Genomic DNA, 24541 nt, shown 5'->3' with positions numbered 1-24541 from the left:
CCTCCTGGCGTGGCTTACGCCGCGTTGCGCTTGGCGGCGCTGTCGGCGAGATGACGGCCGGCAATGTAGCCGAAGGTCAGCGCCGGCCCAAGCGTGATGCCGGCGCCGGGATAATTGCCGCCCATGATGCTCGCCATGTCGTTGCCGGCCGCATAGAGCCCGGGAATCACCCGTCCCTCCGCATCGAGCGCCCGCGCGTTCTCGTCGGTGATGATGCCGGCATAGGTGCCGAGATCGCCGACCACCATCTTGATGGCGTAGAACGGGCCGTTCTCGATCGGCGCGACGCAGGGGTTCGGGCCGTGCAGGGCATCGCCCTGGTAGCGGTTATAGGCTTTTGATCCCTTGCCGAAGGCGGCGTCGTGTCCCTGTGGTGCGGTCGCATTGAACTGCTTGACGGTCTCGACGAACGCCATGCTGTCGATGCCCGCCTTTGCCGCGAGTGCCTCCAGCGTCTCGCCGCGCATGAGATAGCCAGTATTGAGGTGATGACCCAGCGGCATCGGAAATGGCGGTACGCAGCCGAGACCATATTTGCGCAAGGTCTGGTGATCGCAGACCAGGTAGGCCGCGATTTCCTCGCCGGGTTTCGCCGCCTTGACCATGGCCTGGACGAAGTCGTGATAGGAATTGCCCTCGTTGGCAAAGCGCTTGCCGTCGCGCATCACCGCGATTACGCCGGGTTTGGCGCGGTCGATGAAATGCGGCATCACGCCGTGTGAGCCGTCCTTGCGCTTGGTGACCGAGACCGGGACCCAGGCCGCCGCGTTCGGCAGCCGGTCCTCGACATGTCCGCCGGCGTTCTCGGCAAGCCGCAGGCCGTCGCCGGTGTTGCCGGTCGGTCCCGGCGAAAAATGCTCGTTGCCGGTCGGCGCGTGTGGGAACATCTTCTTGCGCCGTTCGACATCATGCGGGAAACCGCCGCAGGCGAGCACGACGCCTTGTTTTGCACGAATGCGGACGTCGCGTCCCTCGCGGGCGACAATGGCGCCGGTGACAGTGCCGTTCTCGACCGTCAGCTCGCGCACCGGCGCGGACAGCCACATCGGAATCTTCAGATCCTGCGCGGATTTTGCCAGGCGCCCTGCGAGCGCATTGCCGTTGGTCAGCGTCATGCCGCGGCCATAGCGCAGCACGTCCATCAGATGCCGCGACAGGCGCTTCGCGACATAGGCCGCCGAGGTCAGCGACTTCGTCGCGCGCATGAAATGGACGATGTCCTTGCCGGATCCGAGCATCATGCCGAATACGGTCAGCTCCGGCAGGGGCATGCCGAGGGCCTTGATCTGGTCGCCGAGCTCGCGGCCGTCGAACGGGCGCGCCACCATCGAACGACCACCCTGGCTGCCGCCGGGCGCCTCGGCGTGGTAATCCGGGAACACCAGCGGCATGTCGAAGCGGAGCGCGGTCTTGCTGGTGAAAAAATCGACCGCCTCGGGGCCGGCGCTCAGGAATGCATCGACCCGCGCGGCGTCAAAGTTGTTGCCGGCTTCGTGCCGCAGGTAAGTGCGCGCCTGCTCTGGAGTCTCCTCGATGCCGTATGCCTTCGCCAGCGACGTGCCGGGTATCCACAACCAGCCGCCGGAGCGGGCGGTGGTGCCGCCGAAGCGCGGCTCCTTCTCGACGATCAGGACGTCGAGGCCGCGATAGCGTGCGGTGATCGCGGCCGACATGCCGGAGCAGCCCGATCCAGCCACGAGCACATCGCACTCGTAGGTTTCGCCTGCGTTGCGCTCGTTGCCGGTCATGCAGGCCTCACTTCTTGAGCAACGGACATTTCGACTCGGAGACCGGGCGGAAGGCGTCCTCGCCCTTCACCGTCTTGATGATCTCCAAATAATCCCACGGTTCCTTGGACTGCTCGGGCGATTTCACCTTGGCGAGATACATGTCGCGAATGACGCGGCCGTCCTCGCGCAACTTGCCGCCATGGACGAATGAATCCTCGATTGGCAGCTCGCGCATCTTGGCCATCGCCTTGGCGGGATCATCGGTGCCGGCGGCCTTGATGGCCTTGAGATAATGCAGCACCGAGCCGTAGACGCCGGTCTGGATCATGGTCGGCATCACCTTGGTGCGCTCGTAGAATTTCCGCGACCATGCGCGGGTCGCTTCGTCCATATTCCAGTACGACGCCGTGGTCATGTAGGTGCCCTGCGCGGATTTGAGCCCGATCGCGTGCACGTCGGTGTCGAACATCAGGAGGCCGACCAGCTTCTGGCCGCCCTGGACCAGGCCGAACTCGCCCGACTGCTTGATCGCATTGTCGGTGTCCTGGCCGGCATTGGCGAAGGCGACGACGTCCGATTTCGAGCTTTGCGCCTGGAGTGCAAAGGACGAGAAATCGGCCGTGTTGGTCGGGTGCTTCACGCCACCCAAAACCTTCCCGCCCATCTCGTTGATGAAGCGCGTGGCGTCCTTCTCGAGCTGCTGGCCGAAGGCGTAGTCGGCGGTGATGAAGTACCAGGATTTTCCGCCTTCCTTGATCACGGCGGAAGCAGTGACTTTGGACAGCGCGTAGGTGTCGTAGGTGAAGTGCACGGTGTTCGGGCTGCAAAGCTCGTCGGTCAGCGAACTCGCGCCGGGGCCGGAGAGCAGCGCGATCTTGTTGCGCTCGCGCACCATGTTGTGGACGGCGATCGCGATGCCGGAATTGGGGATGTCGACGACGGCATCGACCTTGCCGTTGTCGAACCAGCCGCGCACGATCTGTACGCCGACGTCGGTCTTCATCTGGTGATCGGCGCTGATGATCTCGATCGGCTTGCCGAGCACGGTGGGCCCGAATTCCTCCACCGCCATTTTCGCGGCCTCCACGGAGCCCGGCCCGCTGTTGTCGCGGCCCCAGCTCGACAGATCCGTCAGCACGCCGATCCGCACGGCGTCGTCGGAGACTTGCGCGTTCGCAACATTGGTCATGGCAGCCGAAGTCATGGCCGCGAGCATGGCGCAGGCCAAAAACCCTCTCATCGTCGTTCCCTCTCGTTTATGGGCCGCTTGGCGCGGTTGGTTATGGCGGTAAGTTAGATAATGGCGAATAAGTTTGTCAATGGCGAATAGCGGTTCCACGTCGTCCCGGCGAAGGCCTGGACCCATACTGCGTGATCTTTCGATGCCGGGCGGTCGCAGTACCGGAGCACGGGTCTTCGCCAAACTCCTCCCTGTCGTTATGGGTCGCGGCCTCCGCCGGGACGACGGTGCGGAGGCAGTGGCGTGAAAATCTCGCATCGTGATCTGGGGAGAACCAACACTCCCCCAAGTTGCAACCGCCACAACGTTTGGCCATGATGCCCCCAGGAATCTTGGGGCGGATGGCAATGACGGCAGCAGCGAGGGTCGCGACGGCGGCGGAGAAATCGACGACGGCGCATGTGGTTTGGGCGAGCGCGCTCGGCACCGCGATCGAGTGGTACGACTTCCTGATCTACGGCACGGCGGCGGCGCTGGTGCTGAACAAGCTGTTCTTCCCGAGCTTCGATCCCTACGTCGGCACGCTGGCGGCGTTCTCGACCTATGCGGTCGGCTTCGTCGCGCGCCCGATCGGCGGCGCGATCATCGGGCATTATGGTGACCGGCTCGGCCGCAAGAAGATGCTGGTCGCGACCATGATCGCGATGGGACTGGGCACGTTCCTGATCGGTTGCCTGCCGACCTACAGTCAGATCGGCGTCTGGGCGCCGATCTTCCTCGTCATTTTGCGCTTCGTCCAGGGCATCGGGCTCGGTGGCGAGTGGAGCGGGGCGGTGGTCATGGTGGCCGAGCACGCCGGCAACCGCCGCGGCTTTTACGGCAGCCTGGTGCAGATCGGTTTCCCCGTCGGCGTCGCCGCGTCCACCGGCATTTTCGGTCTGATGACGCAGCTGCCCGAAGCGGACTTCCTGAGCTGGGGCTGGCGCGTGCCGTTTCTGATCAGCATCCTGCTCGTCGGCGTCGGCTTCATCGTAAGGCTGAAACTTGCGGAGACGCCGCACTTCAAGGAGGTGCTCGAGCGCAAGGAGGTGCTGGCGCAGCCGGCGCTGGAAGTCCTGCGCCGCGACTGGCGCAGCTTCCTGCTCGCGATCGGCATCACGGTGTCCGAAGTCGGGCTCGCTTATCTCCTCACTGTTTTCACCGTGGTCTATGCCACGACGCAGCTCGGCCTTCCCCGGCAGGTGATCCTGAACGCGGTGGTCTATGCCGCGCTCGTTGAGCTCGCGACGCTGCCCCTTGCAGGCTGGCTGTCCGACATCTTCGGCCGCAAAGCGCTGTATCTCGCCGGTGGCGTGTTCTCGGTGGCGCTGGCGTTTCCGTTGTTCTGGTTCCTCGACACCAGGGAGCCGGCGCTGATCACGCTCGCGCTCGTCGTGACGATGACACTGACGCATGCGCTGCTGTTCGGGCCGAAGGCGGCCTTCATGCCGGAGCTGTTCCGCACCCAGGTGCGCTACAGTGGCGCATCGCTGGGAGCCAACGTTGCCGCCGCGCTGAGCGGCGGCTTCTCGCCGCTGATTGCGACGGCACTGCTGGCATGGGCCGGTTCTTATTGGGCCGTGTCGGTTTACATCATCGCGCTGTCGGTCATCACCATCATCGCAACGCTGATGGCGCCGGAGACGGCGCGGGACCAGCTCAGGTCCTGAGGACCGCCTTCATCACGTCTGCCGCGCGAATGGGCCCGCACGTTCGAAGCCATCGTTTTGTACGCAGGCCCTGACGCCTTCTTATGCGCGCTGCCAAAAGCCGATGCAGCGGGGCGAACCATTAGCCGCGTTTATGCGGCGAATTTTTACTTCCAATTTTACTTCACAACATCCCGCCCATAGCCTCCCTCGCAATTGATCACATCCGCAGCCGGTCAATGGCGACCGGTGCGCAGCGTTCATCGTAGCCAACGAGGGTTGCCATGCTTGACAGGGACAAGGGGACATCCACTGCCAATCCGGCGGGGACGAGCGACAAGTCTGCGAAAAAGCTGAGCAGGCGCACGCTGTTGAAGGGCGCCGCGGCCGTGGCCGGCGCGGCTGCAGGATCGGACGCGATCCGCGGATTCCCGACCATCTGGGCGCAGGAGATCAAGGATATCGAGCTGCGCCATGTCGGCGTGTCCTATTCGGTGGTGAAGGCGATCGGCGACCAGGCGGCCAAGGATCTCGGCTTCAAGGTGACGATGCAGAACCTCGACACCTCTGCCGCCATCAACCGCTTCATAAGCCAGCCTAATACGGTCGACATCGCCGATCTCGAGGGCTGGCAGGCCAAGCTCGCTGCCAAGCGCGGCGTCATCCAGGGCATCGAGGTCAAGAAGGTCAAGGAGTTCGACAACATCCTGCCGATCTTTACCAAGGGCGAGATCGACGGTCACAAGATCCCGCGCCAGGGCATCTCGCCCTATGAGGCCATGTACATTTCCAAGCCTGACTCCACCGATCTGCATGACGGCGTTACCGAATGGGCGACCTTCCTGCCGCAGGTCTACAATGCCGATTCCATCGGTTACCGCCCCGACCTCGTCGGCCATGAAGTCACGGAATGGAAGGATCTGATCGATCCGAAATTCAAAGGCAAGGCCGCGATCCTCGACGTGCCCGCGATCGGCATCATGGACGCCGCGCTCTGCTTCGAAAGCGCCGGGCTGATCAAGTACGGCAACAAGGGCAACATGACCAAGGAGGAGATCGACTTCACCTGCAACAAGCTGATCGAGCTCAAGAAGCAGGGCCAGTTCCGCGCGACCTGGACCACCTTCGACCAGTCGGTGCAGCTGATGGCGGCGGGTGAAGTGGTGATCCAGTCGATGTGGTCGCCGGCGGTTGCCGCGGTGCGCGTGAAAGAAATCCCCTGTGTCTATGCGCCGGTCAATATCAAGAACGGCAAGGAAGGCTATCGCGGCTGGTGCAACGGGATGGGCCTGATGAAGCATCTCTCCGGCAAGAAGCTGGACGCAGCCTACGAATATCTCAACTGGTATCTGTCGGGCTGGCAGGGCGGCTTCGTCGCGCGCTACGGCTATTACAGCCCGGTCCCTTCGACCGCGAAGAAATTCCTCACGCCGGCCGAATGGGCGTTCTGGTACGAGGGCCAGCCCGCGCCCGAGGTCGTCAACGACCCCTATGGCGTGCCGATGGAGAAGACCGGCACCAAGCGCGACGGCGGCTCGTTCCTCGACCGCGTCAAGAACATCTCCTGCTGGAACACGCTGATGGACGAAGCCGCCTACATGAACAAGCGCTGGAACGACTTCAAGGTGGCCTGAAACCTGCTTTCCCTGACGTGAACGAAGCGCCGGCGCGGCGATGCGCCGGTGCCAAATGACCGACGTCGAGGCGTTTGCCGACATGCAGCCAAGTCTTAGTCCAGCTCAAACCTCACCACGCGCAAATCTCGCCGGCTGGCTCTACGTGTCGCCGCTCGTGCTGGTGCTCGTGCCGTTCTTCGTGGCGCCGATCCTGGTCGTGCTGGCCGCGAGCTTCTTCGCCACCGACGGCTTTGGCGGGCTGACGCCGGGCTTCACGCTCGCAAGCTATGTCGAGGTGTTGCATTCGGCCCTGACGCTGAAGCTGTATCTGGCGACGATCAAGTTCACGGTGCTGACCTGGATCTTCACGTTGATCATCGGCTTCTTCGTCGCATACTTCCTGGTTTTCCACGTCCGCAACCAACTGCTGGCGATTGGTCTGTTCCTGCTCTGCACGGTGCCGTTCTGGACCTCGAACATCATCCGGATGATTTCCTGGATTCCGCTGCTCGGCAAGGAAGGCCTGATCAACCAGGCGCTGCTGGGACTGGGCGTGATCCGCCAGCCGCTGGAAGTGCTGCTGTTCTCGGACCTGGCGGTGGTCATCGCCTATGTCCACCAGCTCACCATCTTCATGATCGTGCCGATCTTCAATTCCATGGCACGGATCGACAAGAAGCTGATCGAGGCCGCGATCGATGCAGGCGCCAGCCGTTTCGACATCATGCGCCTGATCGTGGTGCCGATGTCCAAGAGCGGCATCGCCCTCGGAACCATCTTCGTCGTCTCGATCGTGATGGGCGATTTCTTCGTGGTCAAGGTGATGTCCGGCGGCGGCTCGGCCTCGGTGGTCAGCGCGTTCTACGAGGACGTCGGCGTGCTCCAATATCCGACCGCGGCAGCGAGCGCAGTATTGCTGACGCTGGTGCTGGTCGCGATCGTCTCGCTGATCCTGCGCACCGTCGACATCAGGCAGGAGATCACGCGATGAGCGCGGTTCTCGCCGACATGCCCAAAACCGAAATGTCAAAGACGGTCGCGCCGGCGACGAGCAAAGCGATAGCGCCGAGCCGCGGGCAGCGGCCTTGGACGTTCTACGTGCTCGCAACGCTGTTTGCGTTCTACGTGATCGTGCTCTACGGCCCGATGTTCTGTATCTACGTCCTGTCCTTCCAGGACATCCGTGGTGGCCTCGTGTTCCCGATGAAGGGCACTTCGCTGCACTGGTTCGTCGATCTCTTCACCCAGGTGCGGACCGGTGACGTCAAGGGCTCGTTCGATCGTTCGATCAAGCTCGCGATCATCGTCACTGTCATCACGGTGGTGGTCTCGTTCCTCGCGGGGCTCGGCTTTCGCAAGCGCTTCCGCGGCGACACCGTCGTGTTCTACATGATGATCGGCAGCCTGGTCGCTCCGGGTCTCGTGCTCGGTCTCGGCACCGGTCTGTTGTTCCAGGCGCTCGGGCTCAATGCGAGCTGGTACACCTCGGCGCTCGGCGCGCAATTGTCCTGGACGCTGCCGTTCGGTGTGCTCGTGATGTTTGCCGTGATGTCGCGCTTCAACCACGTCTGGGAGGAGGCGGCCTACGACCTCGGCGCCAGCCGCTGGCAATCCATCCGGCTGGTGATGATCCCGGTGCTGGCGCCCGGCCTGGTCGCGGTCGCGCTGTTCGGCTTCACGCTCTCTTACGACGAGTTTGCGCGCAGCCTCCAGACCGCGGGCTCGCTCAATACGCTGCCGCTGGAGATCTGGAGCATGACGCTGAACGTCACCTCGCCTTCGCTCTATGCGCTCGGCACCGTGACCACCATCGTCTCCTTCATCGTCATCGGCGCGAGCCTGGGCAGCATCGTGCTGATCCAGAAGAAGCGCGGCAGCAGCACAAAGGGTTGAGCTCGGAAATGAAGAGCGATCGCGGCGATATCGAACTGGCGGGCGTCTGCAAGAGCTTTGACGGCGTCAGCAATGTGGTCGACGGCGTCAACCTCAAGATCGCCGACGGCGCCTATTGCTGCTTCATCGGCCCGTCCGGCTGCGGTAAGACCACGATTTTGCGCATGATCGCCGGCCACGAGGACCCGACCGCGGGTGAGATCGTCATCGGCGGCCAGAACGTCGTCGGGCTCGCGCCGGTGCAGCGGCGCACCGCGATGATGTTTCAGTCCTACGCGCTGTTCCCGCATCTCACCGTGCGTGACAACATCGCGTTCGCCTTGCGCGTACGCGGCATGTCGAAGGCCGATCGCCTGCGCGCAGCCGATGCCATGATCGAGAAGGTGCGGCTGACGCAGTTCGCCGATCGCCTGCCGGCGCAGCTCTCCGGCGGCCAGCAGCAGCGCGTGGCGCTGGCGCGCGCGGCGATCACCGAGCCGAGGGTGCTGCTGCTCGATGAGCCGCTGTCCGCCCTCGACGAGCAGCTCCGCGTGCAGATGCGCCAGGAACTCAGGCGGATGCAGCAGGAGCTCGGCATCACCTTCATCCACGTCACCCACACCCAGCTCGAGGCGATCGCGCTCGCCGATCTGGTCGTGGTGATGGAGCAGGGCAGAATCAAACAGGCGGGCGCGGCGCGCGACGTCTATGCCCATCCGCACGATCGTTACGTCGCCGAGTTCATGGGCGGGCAGAACGTGCTGTCGGGGCGGGTCGAGAAGGTCAACGGTTCGACGTTTACGCTCGCTCAGGCTGCGCCTGATGGCATCGAGGTCCCGCTTCAGGCGCGGTCCACGGTCAGCGTCGGTGACAAGATCGATATCGCCGTGCGCCGCGACGATGTCGCGCTGGTCCGGCCGGGCAGGGAACTGCCGCCGGGCTGCACCACGTCGCTGCCGAGTCGTGTGCTGGCGATCGAATACCAAGGCTATTTCGTCAAGGTCATGCTGGACACCGTGCCGGACGACGCGTTCGTTGCCTATGTGCCGGAAAAGACCTTCTTCGCGGATCCGTTCACCGTCGGCGACGTCGTGATGGCCACATGGGCCACCGGCAGCGCGCTTCCACTTGCCTAAAGACCCGTCGCCCACAGGAGTATGATCGTGCAGATATCCTTCACACTCAACGGACGGCCGACCACTGTCGATGTCGAGCCGGCGACGCTCGTCGCCGAGCTGCTGCGCGAGCGGCTCAACCTCACCGGCACCCATATCGGCTGCGACACCAGCCAGTGCGGCGCCTGCGTGGTGCATCTCGACGGCCTGCCGGTGAAGAGCTGCACGCTGCTGGCGCCTGCGCTCGACGGTGCGACGCTGCTCACTATCGAGGGGCTTCACGGAGCTCCCGGTTCGAACCAAATGCATCCGATGCAGGAAGCGTTTCGCGAGCATCACGGTCTGCAATGCGGTTTTTGCACGCCCGGCATGTTGATGACGGCGGTGGCGCTCGCGACCGAGAAGCCGGACCTGTCGGAAGCCGACGTCCGCCACGGCCTTGAAGGCAATATCTGCCGCTGCACTGGCTATCAGAACATCGTCGTCTCGGTCATGGCTGGCGCTGCCGCTATGAACGCCGCCAAGGGAGAGTGACCATGGGCAACGTGATCGGGATCGGCGCTTCACCCAAACGGAAAGAGGACCAGCGCTTCCTCACCGGCCGCGGCAATTACGTCTCCGACATCAAGCGTCCGGGCATGACGGCGGGTGTGTTCGTGCGCTCGCCGCACGGACACGCGATCCTGCGCGGTATCGACAAGAATGCGGCGCTCGCATCGCCCGGCGTCATCGCGGTCCTGACCGGCGAAGATGCCGCCGCGGACAAGCTGGGCTCGCTGCCCTGCGGCTGGGGTATCACGGACGCCAAAGGCGTGCCGATGAAGGAGCCGCCGTTCCCGATGCTGGCGCAGGGCAAGGTGCGCTTCGTCGGCGACATGGTGGCCTTCGTCGTCGCGGAAACGCCGGCGCAGGCCAGCGCGGCAGCCGAGCTGCTGACGGTCGATTACGAGGTGCTGCCCTCGGTGGTCGGCGTGCTCGAAGCCGTGCGGCCGGGCGCGCCGCAACTGTTCGACGACGTTCCGAACAACATCTGTTGCGATTGGGAGCTCGGCGACAAGGCCGCGGTCGAGACCGCGTTCCGGAAAGCGGCGCATGTCGCAAAGCTCAGCCTCGTCAACAACAGGCTGATTGGCAACCCGATGGAGCCGCGCGCGGCGATCGCCGAATATGAGCCCGGCACCGATCGCTTCACGTTGTGGACCACCAGCCAGTTCCCGCACGTCGTGCGCTTCCTGATGGGCGCGCTGGTGCTGAACATCCCGCAGCACAAACTGCGCGTGGTCGCACCCGATGTCGGCGGCGGCTTTGGCGTCAAGCAGTTTCACTACGGCGAGGAGGCCGTGATCACCTGGGCCGCCAAGCGCGTGATGCGGCCGATCAAATGGGTTGCGAGCCGGTCGGAGGGTTATGTCTCTGATCGCCACGGCCGCGATCACGTCACCGAGGCCGAGCTCGCGCTGGACGAGACCGGGAAGTTTCTGGCCTTCCGTGTCAACACGCTTGCCAATATGGGCGGCTATCTCTCGACCTTCGGACCGAACATCCCGACCAATCTCTACGGACCGCTGCTCGGCGGCGTCTACACGACGCCGGCAATCTACTGCAACGTGAAGGTGGTATTCACCAACACCGTTCCGGTCGACGCCTATCGCGGCGCCGGCCGTCCAGAGGCGACCTTCGTGCTGGAGCGCATCGTCGACGTCGCAGCCAGCGAGATGGGCATCGACCGCGTCGAGATCCGCCGACGCAACATGATCCCGAAGGAGGCCTATCCGTATCAGACGCCGGTGCTGGTGCAGTACGATTCCGGCGATCCGATGGGATGTCTCGACGGCGCTCTTGTCGCGGCCGACGTCAAGAACTTCGGTATCCGCAAGGCGGAGTCGGCGCGTAGGGGCAAATTCCGCGGGCTCGGCTACTCGACCTATGTCGAGGCCTGCGGCCTTGCGCCGTCGCGCTTCGCAGGACGGCTGGGCGCGCGCGGCGGACTCTATGAAAGTGCCACGGTGCGGGTGCATCCGACCGGCCAGGTCACGGTCATGATCGGCACGCATAATCACGGCCAGGGCCACGAGACGACGTTCGCCCAGATCGTCTCGGAAAAGCTCGGCGTCGCGTTTGACAATGTCGACATCGTGTTCGGCGATACCGATCGCGTGCAGTTCGGCATGGGCACCTATGGCTCGCGTTCGCTGGTGGTCGGCGGCGCGGCGCTGTCGAAGGCGACGGACAAGGTGGTCGCGAAAGGCAGGAAGATCGCGGCGCATCTGCTTGAAGCGGCCGAAGTGGATATCCAGTTCGAGGCCGGAAAATTCTCGGTCGCGGGGACCGACCGCATGAAGACGTTCGAGGAGATCGCGGGCGCCGCCTACGTGCCGCACGACTATCCGCTCGAAGTGCTGGAGCCGGGGCTCGAGGAGCAGGCTTACTACGATCCCGTCAACTTCACCTATCCCGGCGGCTGCCACATTGCCGAGGTCGAGATCGACCCGGAAACCGGCACGGTGACGCTGGTCAACTACACCGCGGTGGACGACGTCGGCACGGTCATCAACCCGATGATCGTGGAGGGCCAGTTGCACGGCGGCATCGTGCAGGGCGTCGGCCAGGCGCTGTACGAGAACGCAGTCTATGACGAGGGCTCGGGCCAGCTGCTGTCGGGCTCGCTGATGGACTATTGCATGCCGCGCGCCGACCACATGCCGATGATGAACATCGCGACCCATTCGACGCTGTGCACGCACACGCCGATGGGCGTGAAGGGCTGCGGCGAGGTCGGCACCATCGGTTCCCCGGCGGCGGTCATCAATGCGGTGGTCGATGCGCTGTCGCATCTCGGCGTCACCCATGTCGACATGCCGGCGACGCCGAACCGGATCTGGCGCCTGCTGCAAAACGCGTCGCTGCCGGTCGCTGCGGAATAGGGAGGATGACAATGAAGCCGTTTGCCTATCACCAGCCGAGCGAAATTCCCGACGCTGCCAAACTGCTGACCTCGATCGAGGACAGCAAGCTCGTCGCCGGCGGCATGACGCTGATCCCGACGTTGAAGCAGCGGCTCGCCAGTCCGCCTGCCCTAGTCGACCTGTCGAGGCTCGGACATCTGAAGGGCATCACCGACGACGGCGCCACCATCACCATCGGTGCAATGACGCCACATGCGGTGGTGGCCGCCTCGAAGCTGGTGCAGGCGAAGATTCCCGGACTCGCCGCGCTGGCCTCGATGATCGGCGATCCCGCCGTGCGCATCCGCGGCACCATCGGTGGCTCCGTCGCGAACAACGATCCGGCGGCCGATTATCCGGCAGGTGTGCTCGGGCTGGGCGCGACCGTCGTCACCAGCACGCGCGAGATCGCGGCCGACGGGTTCTTCCGCGGCCTGTTCGAGACCGCGCTTGAACCTGGCGAGATCATCACGGCGATCCGCTTTCCGGTGCCGCTCAAGGCGGGCTACGCCAAGTTCAAGGCGCCGGCGTCGCGCTATGCGCTGGTCGGCGTGTTCGTCGCGAAATTCGCCGATGGCGTTCGCGTGGCCGTGACCGGAGCGGGCTCCGGCGTATTCCGCGTTCCGCCGATGGAAGAAGCGCTGTCTCGAAATTTCGATCCGTCCGCGATCGCGGCGATCAGGATCGACACCGACGGCCTCACTTCCGACATCCATGCCGAAGCCGACTACCGTGCGCATCTCGTCACGGCGATGGCCAGGCGCGCCGTCGACGCGGCGCTCAGCTAGCACTTTTAGGGTTGATGATGACTGATGGTTCCGGCCGAACGGCCTTCCCGCCGGCGCCGACTGGCCTTGGCTCGCTTTCCGCAACCGAGATCCTGGCCGGCTACCGGCGCAAGGCGTTCACTCCGCGCGATGTCGTCGACGACACCATTGCCGCGCTGGAGGTGACCAATGAGGCCTGCAACGCGGTGGTGACGCCGATGTACGAGCAGGCGAGGGCGGAGGCCGATCGTCTCACCAGGGAGATGCGTTCCGGCGAGGCCAAGGGGCCGCTCGCCGGTGTACCCGTCACGATCAAGGACCTGGTCTTTGTCGCAGGCGTGCCGGCCTATGGCGGTTCGCCGATGAACAAGGCGTTCGTGCCGGATGTCGACGCGGCGGTTGTCTCGGCGCTGAAGGAGGCGGGTGCAATCGTCACCTGCAAGACCACGACCTGCGAGTCCGGTTACAAGTTGACGGCGGATAGCCCGGTCACCGGCACCACGCGCAATCCGTGGAACCCCGGTCGCACCAGTGGTGGGTCGAGCGGCGGCGCGGCGGCGGGCGTTGCCGCCGGCTGCGGCCCGATCGCGATCGGAACCGATGGCGTCGGCTCGATCCGCGTGCCCTCGTCCTTCTGCGGTGTGTTCGGCCTGAAGCCGACCTTTGGCCTGGTGCCGCGTTCGCCCGGCTTCTCGCCACCGTCCTGGGGCTCGCTCGCGCATACCGGGCCGATTACGCGCACCGTCGCGGATGCCGCGCTGACGCTGGAGATCATCGCTGCTTACGATCTGCGCGATCCCGCGAGCCTGCCGGTGGCGGCGCGGCGGTTCGATACGAAGGCCGCGTCGTTGAACGGCATTCGTATCGGCGCCAGCGTCGATCTCGGCTACGCCGCCGTCAGCCCCGATGTGCGCGCGGCGTTCGGCAAGGCGCTGGTCATTCTCGATGCCTGCGGCGCGCAGGTCACCATGGACGGTCCGGGCCTCGATCCCGGGATACTCGAGCACACGCTGAAGCCGATCGCCTTTACCGAACAGGCGGCCGCGGTCGCGACCAAGACCACGGCCGATCTCGCCGGCTCCGAAGCAGATTATCTTGATGTCATCAGTGCCGGCCGGCGCTACAGCGGCACGGACTATATCGAAGCAGGGTATCGCCGCGGCCAGGCTCGCGGCGGCTTCCTGAAGCTTTTCGAGCGCGTCGATGCGCTGGTGACGCCGACCGTCGCGGTGACCGCGTTCGAAGCCGGCCGCATCGGCGTCGACGCGATCGACGGCAGCAAGGTCGATCCGCATCTCGGCTGGTCGCCCTTCACCTGGCCGATGAATCTCGCCGGCCTTCCTGCGGCGACGCTGCCCTGCGGCTTCGATCGCGAGGGAATGCCGATCGGCTTGCAGATCGTCGCTCCCTGGCTCGACGAGCCCACGATCTTCCGCATCGCCGCTGCGTTCGAAGCGGCCCAGCCCTGGGCAAACTTCTGGCCGTCACTGGCGCTCCGCGAAAGTCCCGCGCGCGCGAAGGCATGAAGCTCAGGACAGCTCGATCGGCTCGCCGCGGCCGCTGAGCTCTTCGTCGAGGCGCAGATAGTGCGCGAGATAGTCGTGCAAGGCGGTCGCCGCCTTCGAGGTCGCGCCGCTCGACTTGTAGAGCAGCAGCTCGATCTTCGGCAGCGGCGGCAGGCCCTCGTTCGGGCCGATCTCGCGCATCGCCGGCACCAGCGCGCTGCGGCCGAGTACGGTCACGGCCATGCCGGCGAAGGCCGCCGCCTGAAGGCCGCCGACGCTTTCGCTGACGCAGGCGATGCGCCAGCGCAAATTCGCACGTTCCAGTGTGTCGATCGCGTAGTCGCGATAGATGTTGCCCGGCGGCAGCAGCGCCAGCGGAATGGGCCGCTCCTGGTGCGCGGCGGACTGCTCGCCGGTCATCCAGACCAGTTGCTCGCGTCGCACCACCTGGCCGCCCGTAAAATCGTTCATGCGGGTGACGAGCGCGATGTCGACATCGCCGCGCTTGACCAGGCCCACCAACGGCGTCGAGAGCGCGCAATTGAGCTCGACCTGGACGCGCGGGAAGGATTTTCGGAACACGCTGAGGATCTGCGGCAGCATGAAGGCGGCATAGAGGTCGGGCGTGCCGAGTACGACCTGACCCTCGATCTCCTGTGACGCCAGTTGCGAAATCAATTCGTCATGCAACCGCAGGATGGATTTGGCGTAGGTGAGAACCGTGGTGCCGTCCTCGCTCAGCGTCAGCCGGCGGCCGGCATGCTCGAACAATTGCTTGCCGGTCAGCTCCTCCAGCCGCTGCAATTGCAGGGTGATCGCGGGCTGGGTGCGGCCCAGCCGTCGCGCGGTCTCGGTGATGCTGCCGGTCTCGACCACGGAGATCAGCGACCGGAGCATGCGGATGTCGAGGCTGATGAGGTTCATGCGGCGTCCATGTCGCCCAGAATTTATGCAAGTTCCATGCTAATGGCGAAAGGGAGCCGGCTTGGAAGGCTCTGCAGGCGGCATGTTCTCATCGATTAGTAGACGTGCCGATGTAGCGTTGCTGGCATACTGAATATTGATTATCAGGCGGGTCGGCGCGCATGATGCGCCCAACGAACATAAAAGGGAGCACAAAACGTGAAAGAGACATCAGCAACCCGACGAGAGCTGCTCGCAATTGCCGCGGCGGCAAGCGCTGCCTCGATCGCGCAAGTTGCGCCGGCCGCGGCGCAAGCCGGGCCGAAGCCGATCTTTCCGGTGCCGATGGTCACGATCCCGATCGTCGGTGAAACCCAGGTGTTCCAGGTCCGCCGCATCTACTGCATCGGGCGCAATTACGCGGCGCATGCGATCGAGCGCGGCTCGGACCCGAACCGCGAGCCGCCGTTCTTCTTCCAGAAGCCGACCGACGCTATCCAGAACGTCGCCGTGGGCGAAGTCGCCGATCATCCCTATCCGTCGCTGACCAAGAACTATCATCACGAGGTCGAGCTGGTCGCCGCGCTGAAGTCCGGCGGCAGCAACATCCCGGCCGAGAAGGCGCTCGACCATGTCTATGGCTACGCGCTCGGCCTCGACATGACCCGGCGCGATCTCCAGAACGGGATGGCCGCGGAGAAGAAGCCCTGGGAGATCGGCAAGAGCTTTGACCACGCCGCGGTAATCGGGCCGATCCACCCGGCCAGCAAGACCGGTCATTTCGACAAGGGCGCCATTTCGCTGGCGATCAACGGGACGGTGAAGCAGAGCTCGGATCTCAGCAAGATGATCTGGAGCGTGGCCGAGCAGATCGCAAAATTGTCGGAAGCGTTCGAGCTGAAGGCCGGCGACATCATTTATTCCGGGACGCCCGAGAATGTCGGCCCGGTCGTGAAGGGCGACGTGCTCTTGTGCAAGCTCGACGGCTTGCCGGACATGTCGATCAAGATCGCCTGATTGTCCTCACCTCTCCCTGCTGGCGGGGAGAGGCCGGATTGCATCGAGGATGCAATCCGGGTGAGGGTAAGTCTCCGCGAGTCCAGTTTATGCTGTTCCTGATCTAGCTCTGGCCGAGGATCTTCTTCGCGGCGCGAAGATGCGGCTTGTCGATCATCTGGCCGTCGAGGCGCAGCGTGCCGGAGTTCGGATTGCTCGCGAACGCCGCGATCACCTTCTCCGCCCAATTGCGCTCGGCCTCGGTCGGCTCGAACGCCGCGTTGACCACGTCGACGTGCTTGGGATGGATCAGCGCTTTCGCCGAAAAACCGTCGCGCCGCGCCGCGCGCGTTTCCTGTTCGAGCCCCGCCAGATTGTCGATGTCGGTATAGACGGTGTCGATCGGCGCGACCTCGGCCGCGGCGGCGGCCATCAGGCAGAGATCGCGCGCCAGGCGATAAGGGCTATGGAACACGCCGCCTGATGCCTTTTCAGTCGCGCCGAGCGAGGCCGAGAGATCTTCCGCGCCCCACATCAGGCCCGCGAGGCGAGGGGAGCAGCCCTTGTAGCTGCCGAGCCCGAAGATCGATCCTGCGGTTTCGGTCGCGACGCAGACGATGCGCGTTGAGCCGATTGCGATACCAGCCGCAGCTTCCAAAGCTTCGAGCCAGGTCGCGACCTGCCGCACGTCGTCGCCGCCCTGCGATTTCGGCAGGACGATGCCGTCGGGCTTGCCTGGAATCACCGCGGCAAGGTCAGCGAGCGTCATGCCGGTGTCGAGCGCGTTGACGCGGACATAGAGCTGATGGGGCTTGTTGCGGCCCTTCAGCATCGCCAGCGTCAACCCGCGCGCCTCCGGCTTCTTGTCGGTGACGACGGAATCCTCGAGATCGATGATCAGCGCGTCGGCGTTGCCTTCGTTGGCCTTCTCGAATTTGCGCGGGGAGTCGCCCGGCACGAACAGCATCGAACGCATCAGACCGGCCTCTTGTGCATCATCGCCATGCGGCGGCATTTGCCGACAATCTCGTCGTTCTGGTTGAGAGCGTGGTGCTCGAACTCGACGATGCCCGCCTTGGGGCGCGATTTGGATTCCCGCAATGAAAGCACCTTCGTCGTCGCCCGCAAAGTGTCGCCATGGAAGACCGGTTTCGGAAACGTGACGTCGGTCATGCCGAGATTGGCAACGGTGGTGCCCATGGTCGTATCATAGACCGTCATGCCGATCATGATGCCGAGGGTGTAAAGGCTGTTGAAAATGCGCTGGCCGAATTCGGTCTGGGCCGCAAAATGTGCGTCGATGTGCAGCGGCTGCGGATTGAGCGTCAGCAGGCTGAACATCGTGTTGTCCATCTCCGTGACGGTCCGGGTCAGCGGATGCCTGAACTCCTGGCCCACGGAAAAGTCCTCGAAATAAAGTCCGGCCATCGCGGCTTCCTCCCTGCGAAATAACGGCGCGCCCGCATCCTCGCGCCGCATGACCCTATGCATGCTACACACAGTTGATAGGGAAATTCACGTATCTGTACCCTGTTTTTCAAGTTAAAGAACGCAAGCGAAGGCACGTTCGGGTGCACCAATCCACCACGGCCTTCGAGTGGGGAACGCGACGAGGGGGAGATTGCGCGGTCGCTTCTCCCAAGAAGGAGATCAAGAATATGGATTTCGCGCTCACCGCTCAGCAGGAAGCCATTCGCGACGCAGTCGCAAAGGTTTGCGAAGACTTTCCCGACGCTTATTGGCTGAAGAAGGACCACGACGGCGGCTTCCCGCACGACTTTCACAAGGCCATGGCGGACGCCGGCTGGCTCGGCATCTGCGTGCCGGAGGAATATGGCGGCTCCGGCCTCGGCATCACCGAGGCCGCGATCATGATGCGCGCCATCGCCGAATCCGGCGCCGGCATGTCCGGCGCATCCGCGGTGCACATCAACGTGTTCGGCCTCAATCCCGTGGTCGTGTTCGGCACCGAAGAGCAGCGCAAGCGCATGCTGCCGCCGATGGTGGAGGGTCGCGAGAAGGCCTGCTTCGCCGTCACCGAGCCCAACACCGGCCTCAACACCACCCAGCTCAAGACCCGCGCGGTGGCCAAGAACGACCGCTACATCGTCAACGGCCAGAAGGTGTGGATCTCGACCGCGCAGGTCGCGCACAAGATCCTGCTGCTGGCGCGCACCACGCCGCTGGAGGACGTGCGCTCGCCCACGCATGGGCTGAGCCTGTTCTATACGGATTTCGATCGTAACAGGATCAAGGTCCACGAGATCGAGAAGATGGGCCGCAAGGTCGTCGATTCCAACGAGCTGTTCTTCGAGGACTTTGAAATCCCGATGGAGGATCGCATCGGCGAAGAAGGCAAAGGCTTCCAGTACATTCTCGAAGGCATGAACCCCGAGCGCATCCTGATCGCAGCGGAAGCCGTCGGCCTCGGCAAGCTCGCGTTGTCGCGCGCCACCGAATACGCCAAGACCCGCGTGGTGTTCAACCGGCCCATCGGCAAGAATCAGGGCATTCAGCATCCGCTGGCCGTAAACTGGGTTGAACTCGAGGCGGCCTGGTTGATGGTGATGTCGGCGGCCTGGCAATACGACAAGGGCATGCCCTGCGGCGGCGCTGCCAATGCCGCGAAATACATTGCGGGTGAGGCCGGATACCATGCCTGCGAGCAGGCGGTGATGACCCATGGCGGCTTCGGCTACGCCAAGGAATTCCACGTCGAGCGTTACTTGCGCGAAGTGCTGATCCCGCGCATCGCGCCGGTCAGCCCGCAGCTTGCGCTCAGCTTCATTGCGGAAAAGGTGCTTGGACTGGCCAAGTCATACTAGCTAACGCGCGACCTTTTGGCCGAGACGAATTCGCGCGCTACCCCGGTGGCTGTGCTTATTCGGCAGCGATCCGCTCCATCGCCATGGCCCGAAGCCGGGCTCGCTGGATCTTGACGCCGTTGGCGCTGTCGGTGACGGGGAAGGCCTCCACGACATAGATCCGCGCCGGGACTTTGTAGCCGGCGAGCCGCTCGCGCAGGCGCGCGATCAACGCGTCCTGCCGCGGCGGCTCCTGGGGTTCCTGGGCGGGGATCACGAAGGCAACGCAGCGGGCGTTTCCCTTCAGATCGACCGCGACGACCTGGGCGTCGGCCACGCCAGCGCACGATTTGAGCTCGTCCTCGATCTCGCCGGGCGCAACCAGGAAGCCGCCGAGCCGCATGGCGTCGCCCGCGCGGGTTTCGTAGACGAAGGAGCCTTCGCCGCGCAGCCGCCCGATATCGCCGGTGCGGAAGAAGCCGTCCGCGGTGATGGCGTCGCGCGTCGCGTCGGGATTGTTGTAGTAGCCGAGGAAGCGTGACGGCGCATGGATCTCGATCTCGCCGGAGACGCCGCGAGCGGCGAGTTCGCCGGTCTCGGTGTCGCGCACACGGACCTTGGCCTCCGGCGACATCGGCCAGCCGCCGCCCTCGATGCGATCGGTGAAGGCGTCACTCGAGCGTGCGACCGAGAACAGCGCCTGCACCTCGCTCGAACCGTAGAGGCCGTGCAACGGCATGCCGCGCGTCTCGGCCTCCGCGGCGAGCTCGCGCCAGCCGGGCTGGAACGCGGCAAAGCCGCAGATTTCGAGGAGCGGAAACGGATGCGGCGCGTCGGTGAGGGCGAGGATGCGGCGGAACATTTCATCCGAGCCAAAGGCGTGCGTGATCCCGCACTCGCGGAGAATCTCCACTGCCGGCGCCGCCTCGAATGCGTCCAGTGCATGGACGGTCGCGCCCGCTGCGACGAAGCCGAGCAGGCTCGTCATGCCAAAAGTGCCGCAGAACGGCAGCATGGCCAGCAATGCATGGCGCTGCGGTGAGAGCTTTAGCGCCTTGGCAACGCAGGCGGCGTGCGTGGCCAACGTTCGCTGCGAATGCGCGACAAGCTTCGGTCCTTTGGTCGTGCCTGACGTCGTGTAGAGCAGAACCGGCAGATCGAAATCATCCTGAGCCGGCGGGGCAGGCGGATAGCGCTTCTCGAAGGCATCGAAGCGCACGCACGGCCAATGTGTGGGAATCGCATCCGCGCCGACCACCGCGAGCTCTCGCAGCGCAGGCACCTCGTCCTTGGCGACGTCGGCGAGAATAGCGGCAAAGTCGATCGAGCGGAACGCGGCTTCGATCACCATCAGCCTGGCGCCGGACAGCTTCAGGAGATGCGCGACCTCCGCGCTGCGGTAGCGCGTATTGACGGCGGCGACGATTGCCCCAAGCCGGGCGGCGGCGAACAGCAGCGCGATCCATTCGATCCGGTTGACCAGCCAGACCGCGACGACGTCGCCCTTGCCGACACCGCGCGCGGCAAGCCAGGCGGCGGTCTGCTCGATCTTTTCCGAGAATTCCGCGCGCGAGACCGGCGTGCCGTCGAACACGAAGGCCGGATCGGCGGCGGCCTCGGTCCGGATCAGCGATTGCAGCGAAAATTCATTGGCGCTCATGGCAACCGGACTAACCCGACCGCGCGAACCTGTCTACTTGGTGCCGAACATCCGGTCGCCGGCGTCGCCCAGCCCCGGCACGATATAGCCGTGGTCGTTGAGCCGCTCGTCGATCGCGGCGGTCCAGACCGGCACGTCGGGATGCTCGCTCTGGAACTGCGCGACGCCTTCAGGCGCCGCCAGAAGGCAGACGAAGCGGATGTCGCGGGCGCCGCGCGCCTTCAGCAGCGAGGCGCCGGCGCAGGCCGAGTTGCCGGTCGCCAGCATCGGGTCCATCAGGATCACGGTGCGGTCCGACAGGTCCTGCGGCGCCTTGAAGTAATATTCCACGGCCTGCAACGTATCAGGATCGCGGTAGAGCCCGATATGGGCAATGCGCGCCGAGGGCATCAGCGCCAGCATGCCGTCGAGGAAGCCGACGCCGGCGCGCAGGATCGGCGCCAGCGTGAGCTTCTTGCCGGCGATCTTGGGCGCCCGCATCGGCGCAATCGGCGTCTCGATCTCGACCAGCTCCAGCGGCAGGTCGCGCGTCACCTCGTAGCCGAGCAGCATCCCGATCTCGTTCAGGATCTCGCGAAAGCTCTTGGTCGAGCGGTCCTTCTCCCGCATCAGGGAGAGCTTGTGCTGGACCAGGGGATGGGCGACCACGTTGACGTTGCTGATGCTCATGAAACCGATCTACACGGTTCCGTGAAATTTCGCCAGATCGGCCGCGTTTTTTTGGCCACGCCCTCTCCGAGGGGATACGCGGCCTCAACCGGGCATCGTGACCGCGCTGCGGAGCCGGTTGCTCGCCTCCTAGGCAGCCATGATCAATTCGCGATCGACGGGCCTGAGGGCTACGCTCCGAGCCCTCGCGCCACGAGCGTAATGACGAGCGTCAGGACCGCGCTCCACTAGCCGCAGTTCTCGCAGCCGACCGGCTCATAGAGCGAGTCAGGCGCGGGACGAACAGTGGGAACGCTCGGACGCGAAGCGGCAAGGGCCAATGTCTCGACCTCGATGAAGGCCGACAGCAGCGCGAGCGCGAGATCGGCGTGGCGCGCCTCGACAGCGGCGTCGAGCCAGTCCGGCAATTCGCGCTCGCGCGACAGCGCGCAGTGCCATTCGCCCTCGTCATAGGCGATGCGCCGGACTTGCCATAGCGGCAGCTCCAGCTCTATCAGCGCCAGCGCCGCATCGGTCCATGCCTCGACATCGATCAGGCGCGTGATGCGCGTGGTGCGGTTGTTCTGGCCGAGCGTAGGGAAGCGGCGGCAGGCGTGCGCGATGATGTCCAGCATCAACGGTCGGGTCATCGCCTGAGTGTTGCGCAAGCGGTCATTGAGTGACGGCGGTTCGTGGTGTCGGCGTGCGGCGGTCATGTCAGGCCTCCTGGAATTGGCGTCGGTCAGTCGGCCGGCCTCTCCAGGATCGCGAAAATGGCATTTGAAAACGAGATGGGGACGGGGCTGGAGATATAGGGATTTCATAAGTGTGGGCACCGGGCCGCCGCCGGCCTTTTATGAGATTCCTATAACTTCGCCACAACCCTCGTCTCGAAAACCTATGCCCGCGGTGGCACTTCAGCCCGGTCAAAAGTCCCGGTAGGCGCCGTGGAAATGCATCGGCATTTCTTTCGCGCGCCGACCGGGTCTCCCGAGAAACGGTTGCGCCGAAATCAAGGGCGCAACGAGGAGCAATCCCATGATGGACATTCTGATGCTGGCGCTGGGCTTCGGCTTCTTCGCCCTTGCGATCGGTTACACCTACGCCTGCGAACGGCTCTGAGGGAACGGACCATGATCTTCGACTATTCGCTTGCCGGCGTCGTCTCGCTCGGCCTCCTGTTCTACCTCACTTACGCGCTGCTGCGGCCCGAGCGATTCTGACCGTGCTCCTGCTTCTCAAACTCCTGCTGGCGGACGCCGCGCTCGTCGCCTGCCTGCTTGCACTGCTCCTGCCGCTCCTGCGCAGGACACAAGTCCTAAAGGGTTAAATCCATGACCATGATCGGTTGGCTCCAGATCATCCTATACTGCGTCATCATCGTTGCGCTGACAAAGCCGCTCGGCTGGTACATGACGCGTGTGTTCAATGGCGAGCGGACCTTCCTCTCCCCGGTGCTGCGTCCGATCGAGACCGGCATCTACTGGTTCTCCGGCGTCGACGAGAAGCGCGAGCAGCATTGGCTGACCTATACGGTCTCCATGCTCTTGTTCCACGTCGGCGGCTTCCTCATCATCTACGGCGTGATGAGGCTGCAGGATGTACTGCCGTTCAATCCGGCCGGGCAGTCGGCGGTCGCCGCCGATTTGTCCTTTAACACCGCGATCTCCTTCATCACCAACACCAACTGGCAGAACTACGGCGGCGAAAGCACGATCTCCAATTTCGTGCAGATGCTCGGCCTGACGCACCAGAACTTCCTGTCGGCGGCAACTGGCATCGCGCTCGCGGTGGCGCTGATCCGCGGCTTCTCGCGCGCCTCGATGCGCACGGTCGGAAATTTCTGGGTCGACGTCACGCGCTGTACGCTCTACGTGCTGCTGCCCATCTGTATCGTCTACACGCTGTTCCTGGTATCGCAGGGCATGCCACAGACGCTCGGTGACTATGTCGAGGCCACCACGCTCGAGGGTGCCAAGCAGACCATCGCGGTCGGCCCGGTCGCCTCGCAGGTCGCGATCAAGATGCTCGGCACCAATGGCGGCGGCTTCTTCAATGCTAACGCCGCGCACCCCTTCGAGAACCCGACTGCGCTGTCGAACTTCGTGCAGATGCTGTCGATCTTCACGCTTGGCGCCGCGCTCACAAACGTGTTCGGTCGTATGGTCGGCAACCAGCGCCAGGGCTGGGCAATCCTGTCCGTGATGGGCGTGCTGTTCCTCGCTGGTGTCGCCATCACCTATTGGGCGGAGGCCAACGGTACTTCGACCCTGCATGCGCTCGGCCTGACCGGCGGCAACATGGAAGGCAAGGAGGTTCGCTTCGGCATCGTCGCGTCCTCCCTGTTCGCTGTGATCACGACGGCCGCCTCCTGCGGCGCCGTCAACGCCATGCATGACAGCTTCACCGCGCTCGGCGGCATGATTCCGCTGATCAACATCGAGCTCGGCGAAATCATTGTCGGCGGCGTCGGCGCCGGCATGTACGGCATGCTGCTGTTCGTCATCCTCGCGATCTTCGTGGCGGGCCTGATGGTCGGTCGCACGCCGGAATATGTCGGCAAGAAGATCGAAGCGCGCGAGGTCAAGATGGCAATGCTGGCCATCCTGGTGCTGCCGCTGATGATCCTCGGCTGGACGGCGGTCGGTGTGGTCTATCCGGCGGCGGTTGCCTCGATGGCGAATGCCGGGCCGCATGGCTTCACCGAGGTGCTCTACGCCTTCACCTCGGCGACCGGCAACAACGGCTCGGCCTTCGCGGGCCTCACGGGCAATACCTTCTTCTACAACCTTACGCTTGCAAGCGCGATGTTCGTCGGCCGCTTCTTCATGATCATCCCGGCGATGGCCATTGCGGGTTCGCTGGCCGCCAAGAAATCGATCCCGCCGTCCGCGGGCACCCTCCCGACCACCGGCGGGCTGTTTGTCGGCCTGCTCGTCGGCGTGATCCTGATCATCGGCGGCCTGACCTTCTTCCCGGCCCTCGCCCTCGGCCCCATCGTCGAGCATCTCGCGATGAACGCCGGCCAAGTGTTCTGAATAGCAAGTGTTCTGAATAGCAAGTGTTCTGAATAGCAAGTGTTCTGAACAGCAAGTGTTCTGATCGACAGCCT

Annotated in this window: 21 protein-coding genes; 13 read left to right on the top strand and 8 right to left on the bottom strand. The window is 64.3% G+C overall.

Going from position 1 to position 24541, the window contains the following annotated elements:
• Positions 1-14: 14 nt before the first annotated feature.
• On the bottom strand, positions 15-1748 hold the full coding sequence (locus BRA471DRAFT_RS29130) for an FAD-dependent oxidoreductase (protein WP_007613866.1): 1734 nt from the start codon (positions 1746-1748) through the stop codon (positions 15-17).
• A gap of 7 nt (positions 1749-1755) precedes the next feature.
• A complete protein-coding gene (locus tag BRA471DRAFT_RS29125) occupies positions 1756-2970 on the bottom strand; it encodes an ABC transporter substrate-binding protein (RefSeq protein WP_007613864.1) in 1215 nt (404 codons plus the stop codon).
• A 347-nt stretch (positions 2971-3317) separates the two neighbouring features.
• Between BRA471DRAFT_RS29125 and BRA471DRAFT_RS29120 the strand changes: the two genes are divergently transcribed.
• The 9 genes from BRA471DRAFT_RS29120 to BRA471DRAFT_RS29080 all read left to right on the top strand — a co-directional run bounded on the left by BRA471DRAFT_RS29120 (position 3318) and on the right by BRA471DRAFT_RS29080 (position 14439).
• Entirely contained in the window at positions 3318-4619 is a 1302-nt protein-coding gene (locus BRA471DRAFT_RS29120) for an MFS transporter (RefSeq protein ID WP_007613862.1), read from the top strand.
• 263 nt (positions 4620-4882) lie between these two features.
• Positions 4883-6232 carry a PotD/PotF family extracellular solute-binding protein gene (locus BRA471DRAFT_RS29115; RefSeq protein ID WP_007613860.1) on the top strand — a complete coding sequence of 450 codons (1350 nt, stop codon included), beginning with the start codon at positions 4883-4885 and terminating at the stop codon, positions 6230-6232.
• Between the two features lie 55 nt (positions 6233-6287).
• Positions 6288-7205, top strand: coding sequence for an ABC transporter permease (locus BRA471DRAFT_RS29110; protein ID WP_035974369.1), 918 nt, complete (start codon positions 6288-6290; stop codon positions 7203-7205).
• The gene (locus tag BRA471DRAFT_RS29105) at positions 7202-8107 is read left to right on the top strand and encodes an ABC transporter permease (protein ID WP_007613856.1); all 906 of its coding nucleotides are present in this window, start codon (positions 7202-7204) and stop codon (positions 8105-8107) included. The genes BRA471DRAFT_RS29110 and BRA471DRAFT_RS29105 overlap by 4 nt, the downstream gene beginning before the upstream one ends.
• Positions 8108-8115: 8 nt before the next feature.
• Positions 8116-9222 carry an ABC transporter ATP-binding protein gene (locus BRA471DRAFT_RS29100; RefSeq protein WP_007613854.1) on the top strand — a complete coding sequence of 369 codons (1107 nt, stop codon included), beginning with the start codon at positions 8116-8118 and terminating at the stop codon, positions 9220-9222.
• 21 nt (positions 9223-9243) lie between these two features.
• The gene (locus BRA471DRAFT_RS29095; RefSeq protein ID WP_179950098.1) at positions 9244-9735 is read left to right on the top strand and encodes a (2Fe-2S)-binding protein; all 492 of its coding nucleotides are present in this window, start codon (positions 9244-9246) and stop codon (positions 9733-9735) included.
• Between the two features lie 2 nt (positions 9736-9737).
• On the top strand, positions 9738-12125 hold the full coding sequence (locus BRA471DRAFT_RS29090; RefSeq protein WP_007613852.1) for a xanthine dehydrogenase family protein molybdopterin-binding subunit: 2388 nt from the start codon (positions 9738-9740) through the stop codon (positions 12123-12125).
• A gap of 11 nt (positions 12126-12136) precedes the next feature.
• Positions 12137-12934 carry a xanthine dehydrogenase family protein subunit M gene (locus BRA471DRAFT_RS29085; protein ID WP_007613851.1) on the top strand — a complete coding sequence of 266 codons (798 nt, stop codon included), beginning with the start codon at positions 12137-12139 and terminating at the stop codon, positions 12932-12934.
• Positions 12935-12951: 17 nt separating this feature from the next.
• Positions 12952-14439, top strand: a complete 1488-nt coding sequence (locus BRA471DRAFT_RS29080) for an amidase (RefSeq protein WP_007613850.1) — start codon at positions 12952-12954, stop codon at positions 14437-14439.
• 3 nt (positions 14440-14442) lie between these two features.
• On the opposite strand, the gene BRA471DRAFT_RS29075 is transcribed toward BRA471DRAFT_RS29080, so the two are convergent.
• Entirely contained in the window at positions 14443-15342 is a 900-nt protein-coding gene (locus BRA471DRAFT_RS29075; RefSeq protein WP_007613849.1) for a LysR substrate-binding domain-containing protein, read from the bottom strand.
• Between the two features lie 198 nt (positions 15343-15540).
• On the opposite strand from BRA471DRAFT_RS29075, the gene BRA471DRAFT_RS29070 reads away from it, so the two are divergent.
• Positions 15541-16338, top strand: a complete 798-nt coding sequence (locus tag BRA471DRAFT_RS29070) for a fumarylacetoacetate hydrolase family protein (protein WP_007613848.1) — start codon at positions 15541-15543, stop codon at positions 16336-16338.
• A 103-nt stretch (positions 16339-16441) separates the two neighbouring features.
• Here BRA471DRAFT_RS29070 and BRA471DRAFT_RS29065 read toward each other — a convergent pair whose 3' ends face one another.
• Both BRA471DRAFT_RS29065 and BRA471DRAFT_RS29060 read right to left on the bottom strand, forming a co-directional pair.
• Positions 16442-17293, bottom strand: coding sequence for a CoA ester lyase (locus BRA471DRAFT_RS29065; protein ID WP_007613847.1), 852 nt, complete (start codon positions 17291-17293; stop codon positions 16442-16444).
• Positions 17293-17796, bottom strand: coding sequence for a MaoC family dehydratase (locus BRA471DRAFT_RS29060; protein ID WP_371258294.1), 504 nt, complete (start codon positions 17794-17796; stop codon positions 17293-17295). The genes BRA471DRAFT_RS29065 and BRA471DRAFT_RS29060 overlap by 1 nt, the downstream gene beginning before the upstream one ends.
• Positions 17797-17975: 179 nt before the next feature.
• Here BRA471DRAFT_RS29060 and BRA471DRAFT_RS29055 point away from each other — a divergent pair, with 179 nt between their 5' ends.
• The gene (locus tag BRA471DRAFT_RS29055; protein ID WP_007613843.1) at positions 17976-19142 is read left to right on the top strand and encodes an acyl-CoA dehydrogenase family protein; all 1167 of its coding nucleotides are present in this window, start codon (positions 17976-17978) and stop codon (positions 19140-19142) included.
• A 55-nt stretch (positions 19143-19197) separates the two neighbouring features.
• On the opposite strand, the gene BRA471DRAFT_RS29050 is transcribed toward BRA471DRAFT_RS29055, so the two are convergent.
• The 3 genes from BRA471DRAFT_RS29050 to BRA471DRAFT_RS29040 all read right to left on the bottom strand — a co-directional run bounded on the left by BRA471DRAFT_RS29050 (position 19198) and on the right by BRA471DRAFT_RS29040 (position 22145).
• Positions 19198-20781 (bottom strand): AMP-binding protein, encoded by a 1584-nt coding sequence (locus BRA471DRAFT_RS29050; protein WP_007613842.1) that lies wholly within the window; start codon positions 20779-20781, stop codon positions 19198-19200.
• 33 nt (positions 20782-20814) lie between these two features.
• Positions 20815-21450, bottom strand: coding sequence for a uracil phosphoribosyltransferase (gene upp, locus BRA471DRAFT_RS29045; RefSeq protein WP_007613841.1), 636 nt, complete (start codon positions 21448-21450; stop codon positions 20815-20817).
• A gap of 227 nt (positions 21451-21677) precedes the next feature.
• Positions 21678-22145, bottom strand: coding sequence for a hypothetical protein (locus BRA471DRAFT_RS29040; protein WP_007613840.1), 468 nt, complete (start codon positions 22143-22145; stop codon positions 21678-21680).
• Positions 22146-22562: 417 nt separating this feature from the next.
• Between BRA471DRAFT_RS29040 and BRA471DRAFT_RS29035 the strand changes: the two genes are divergently transcribed.
• Both BRA471DRAFT_RS29035 and kdpA read left to right on the top strand, forming a co-directional pair.
• The gene (locus tag BRA471DRAFT_RS29035) at positions 22563-22652 is read left to right on the top strand and encodes a K(+)-transporting ATPase subunit F (protein WP_007595755.1); all 90 of its coding nucleotides are present in this window, start codon (positions 22563-22565) and stop codon (positions 22650-22652) included.
• 111 nt (positions 22653-22763) lie between these two features.
• On the top strand, positions 22764-24467 hold the full coding sequence (kdpA, locus tag BRA471DRAFT_RS29030) for a potassium-transporting ATPase subunit KdpA (protein WP_007613839.1): 1704 nt from the start codon (positions 22764-22766) through the stop codon (positions 24465-24467).
• The last annotated feature ends 74 nt before the right edge of the window (positions 24468-24541 follow it).

Source organism: Bradyrhizobium sp. WSM471 (assembly GCF_000244915.1).
Lineage (GTDB): Bacteria > Pseudomonadota > Alphaproteobacteria > Rhizobiales > Xanthobacteraceae > Bradyrhizobium.
The sequence above is the reverse complement of the archived record's forward strand: the minus strand, read 5'-3'. Positions and strand labels throughout refer to the sequence as shown.

Excerpts from the sequence above, each read along its gene's own strand:
- BRA471DRAFT_RS29130 (WP_007613866.1), bottom strand. The coding sequence starts at position 1,748 with ATGACCGGCAACGAGCGCAACGCAGGCGAAACCTACGAGTGCGATGTG.
- BRA471DRAFT_RS29125 (WP_007613864.1), bottom strand. The coding sequence starts at position 2,970 with ATGAGAGGGTTTTTGGCCTGCGCCATGCTCGCGGCCATGACTTCGGCT.
- BRA471DRAFT_RS29120 (WP_007613862.1), top strand. The coding sequence starts at position 3,318 with ATGACGGCAGCAGCGAGGGTCGCGACGGCGGCGGAGAAATCGACGACG.
- BRA471DRAFT_RS29115 (WP_007613860.1), top strand. The coding sequence starts at position 4,883 with ATGCTTGACAGGGACAAGGGGACATCCACTGCCAATCCGGCGGGGACG.
- BRA471DRAFT_RS29110 (WP_035974369.1), top strand. The coding sequence starts at position 6,288 with ATGACCGACGTCGAGGCGTTTGCCGACATGCAGCCAAGTCTTAGTCCA.
- BRA471DRAFT_RS29105 (WP_007613856.1), top strand. The coding sequence starts at position 7,202 with ATGAGCGCGGTTCTCGCCGACATGCCCAAAACCGAAATGTCAAAGACG.
- BRA471DRAFT_RS29100 (WP_007613854.1), top strand. The coding sequence starts at position 8,116 with ATGAAGAGCGATCGCGGCGATATCGAACTGGCGGGCGTCTGCAAGAGC.
- BRA471DRAFT_RS29095 (WP_179950098.1), top strand. The coding sequence starts at position 9,244 with ATGATCGTGCAGATATCCTTCACACTCAACGGACGGCCGACCACTGTC.
- BRA471DRAFT_RS29090 (WP_007613852.1), top strand. The coding sequence starts at position 9,738 with ATGGGCAACGTGATCGGGATCGGCGCTTCACCCAAACGGAAAGAGGAC.
- BRA471DRAFT_RS29085 (WP_007613851.1), top strand. The coding sequence starts at position 12,137 with ATGAAGCCGTTTGCCTATCACCAGCCGAGCGAAATTCCCGACGCTGCC.
- BRA471DRAFT_RS29080 (WP_007613850.1), top strand. The coding sequence starts at position 12,952 with ATGACTGATGGTTCCGGCCGAACGGCCTTCCCGCCGGCGCCGACTGGC.
- BRA471DRAFT_RS29075 (WP_007613849.1), bottom strand. The coding sequence starts at position 15,342 with ATGAACCTCATCAGCCTCGACATCCGCATGCTCCGGTCGCTGATCTCC.
- BRA471DRAFT_RS29065 (WP_007613847.1), bottom strand. The coding sequence starts at position 17,293 with ATGCGTTCGATGCTGTTCGTGCCGGGCGACTCCCCGCGCAAATTCGAG.
- BRA471DRAFT_RS29060 (WP_371258294.1), bottom strand. The coding sequence starts at position 17,796 with ATGCGGCGCGAGGATGCGGGCGCGCCGTTATTTCGCAGGGAGGAAGCC.
- BRA471DRAFT_RS29055 (WP_007613843.1), top strand. The coding sequence starts at position 17,976 with ATGGATTTCGCGCTCACCGCTCAGCAGGAAGCCATTCGCGACGCAGTC.
- BRA471DRAFT_RS29050 (WP_007613842.1), bottom strand. The coding sequence starts at position 20,781 with ATGAGCGCCAATGAATTTTCGCTGCAATCGCTGATCCGGACCGAGGCC.
- upp (WP_007613841.1), bottom strand. The coding sequence starts at position 21,450 with ATGAGCATCAGCAACGTCAACGTGGTCGCCCATCCCCTGGTCCAGCAC.
- BRA471DRAFT_RS29040 (WP_007613840.1), bottom strand. The coding sequence starts at position 22,145 with ATGACCGCCGCACGCCGACACCACGAACCGCCGTCACTCAATGACCGC.
- BRA471DRAFT_RS29035 (WP_007595755.1), top strand. The coding sequence starts at position 22,563 with ATGATCTTCGACTATTCGCTTGCCGGCGTCGTCTCGCTCGGCCTCCTG.
- kdpA (WP_007613839.1), top strand. The coding sequence starts at position 22,764 with ATGACCATGATCGGTTGGCTCCAGATCATCCTATACTGCGTCATCATC.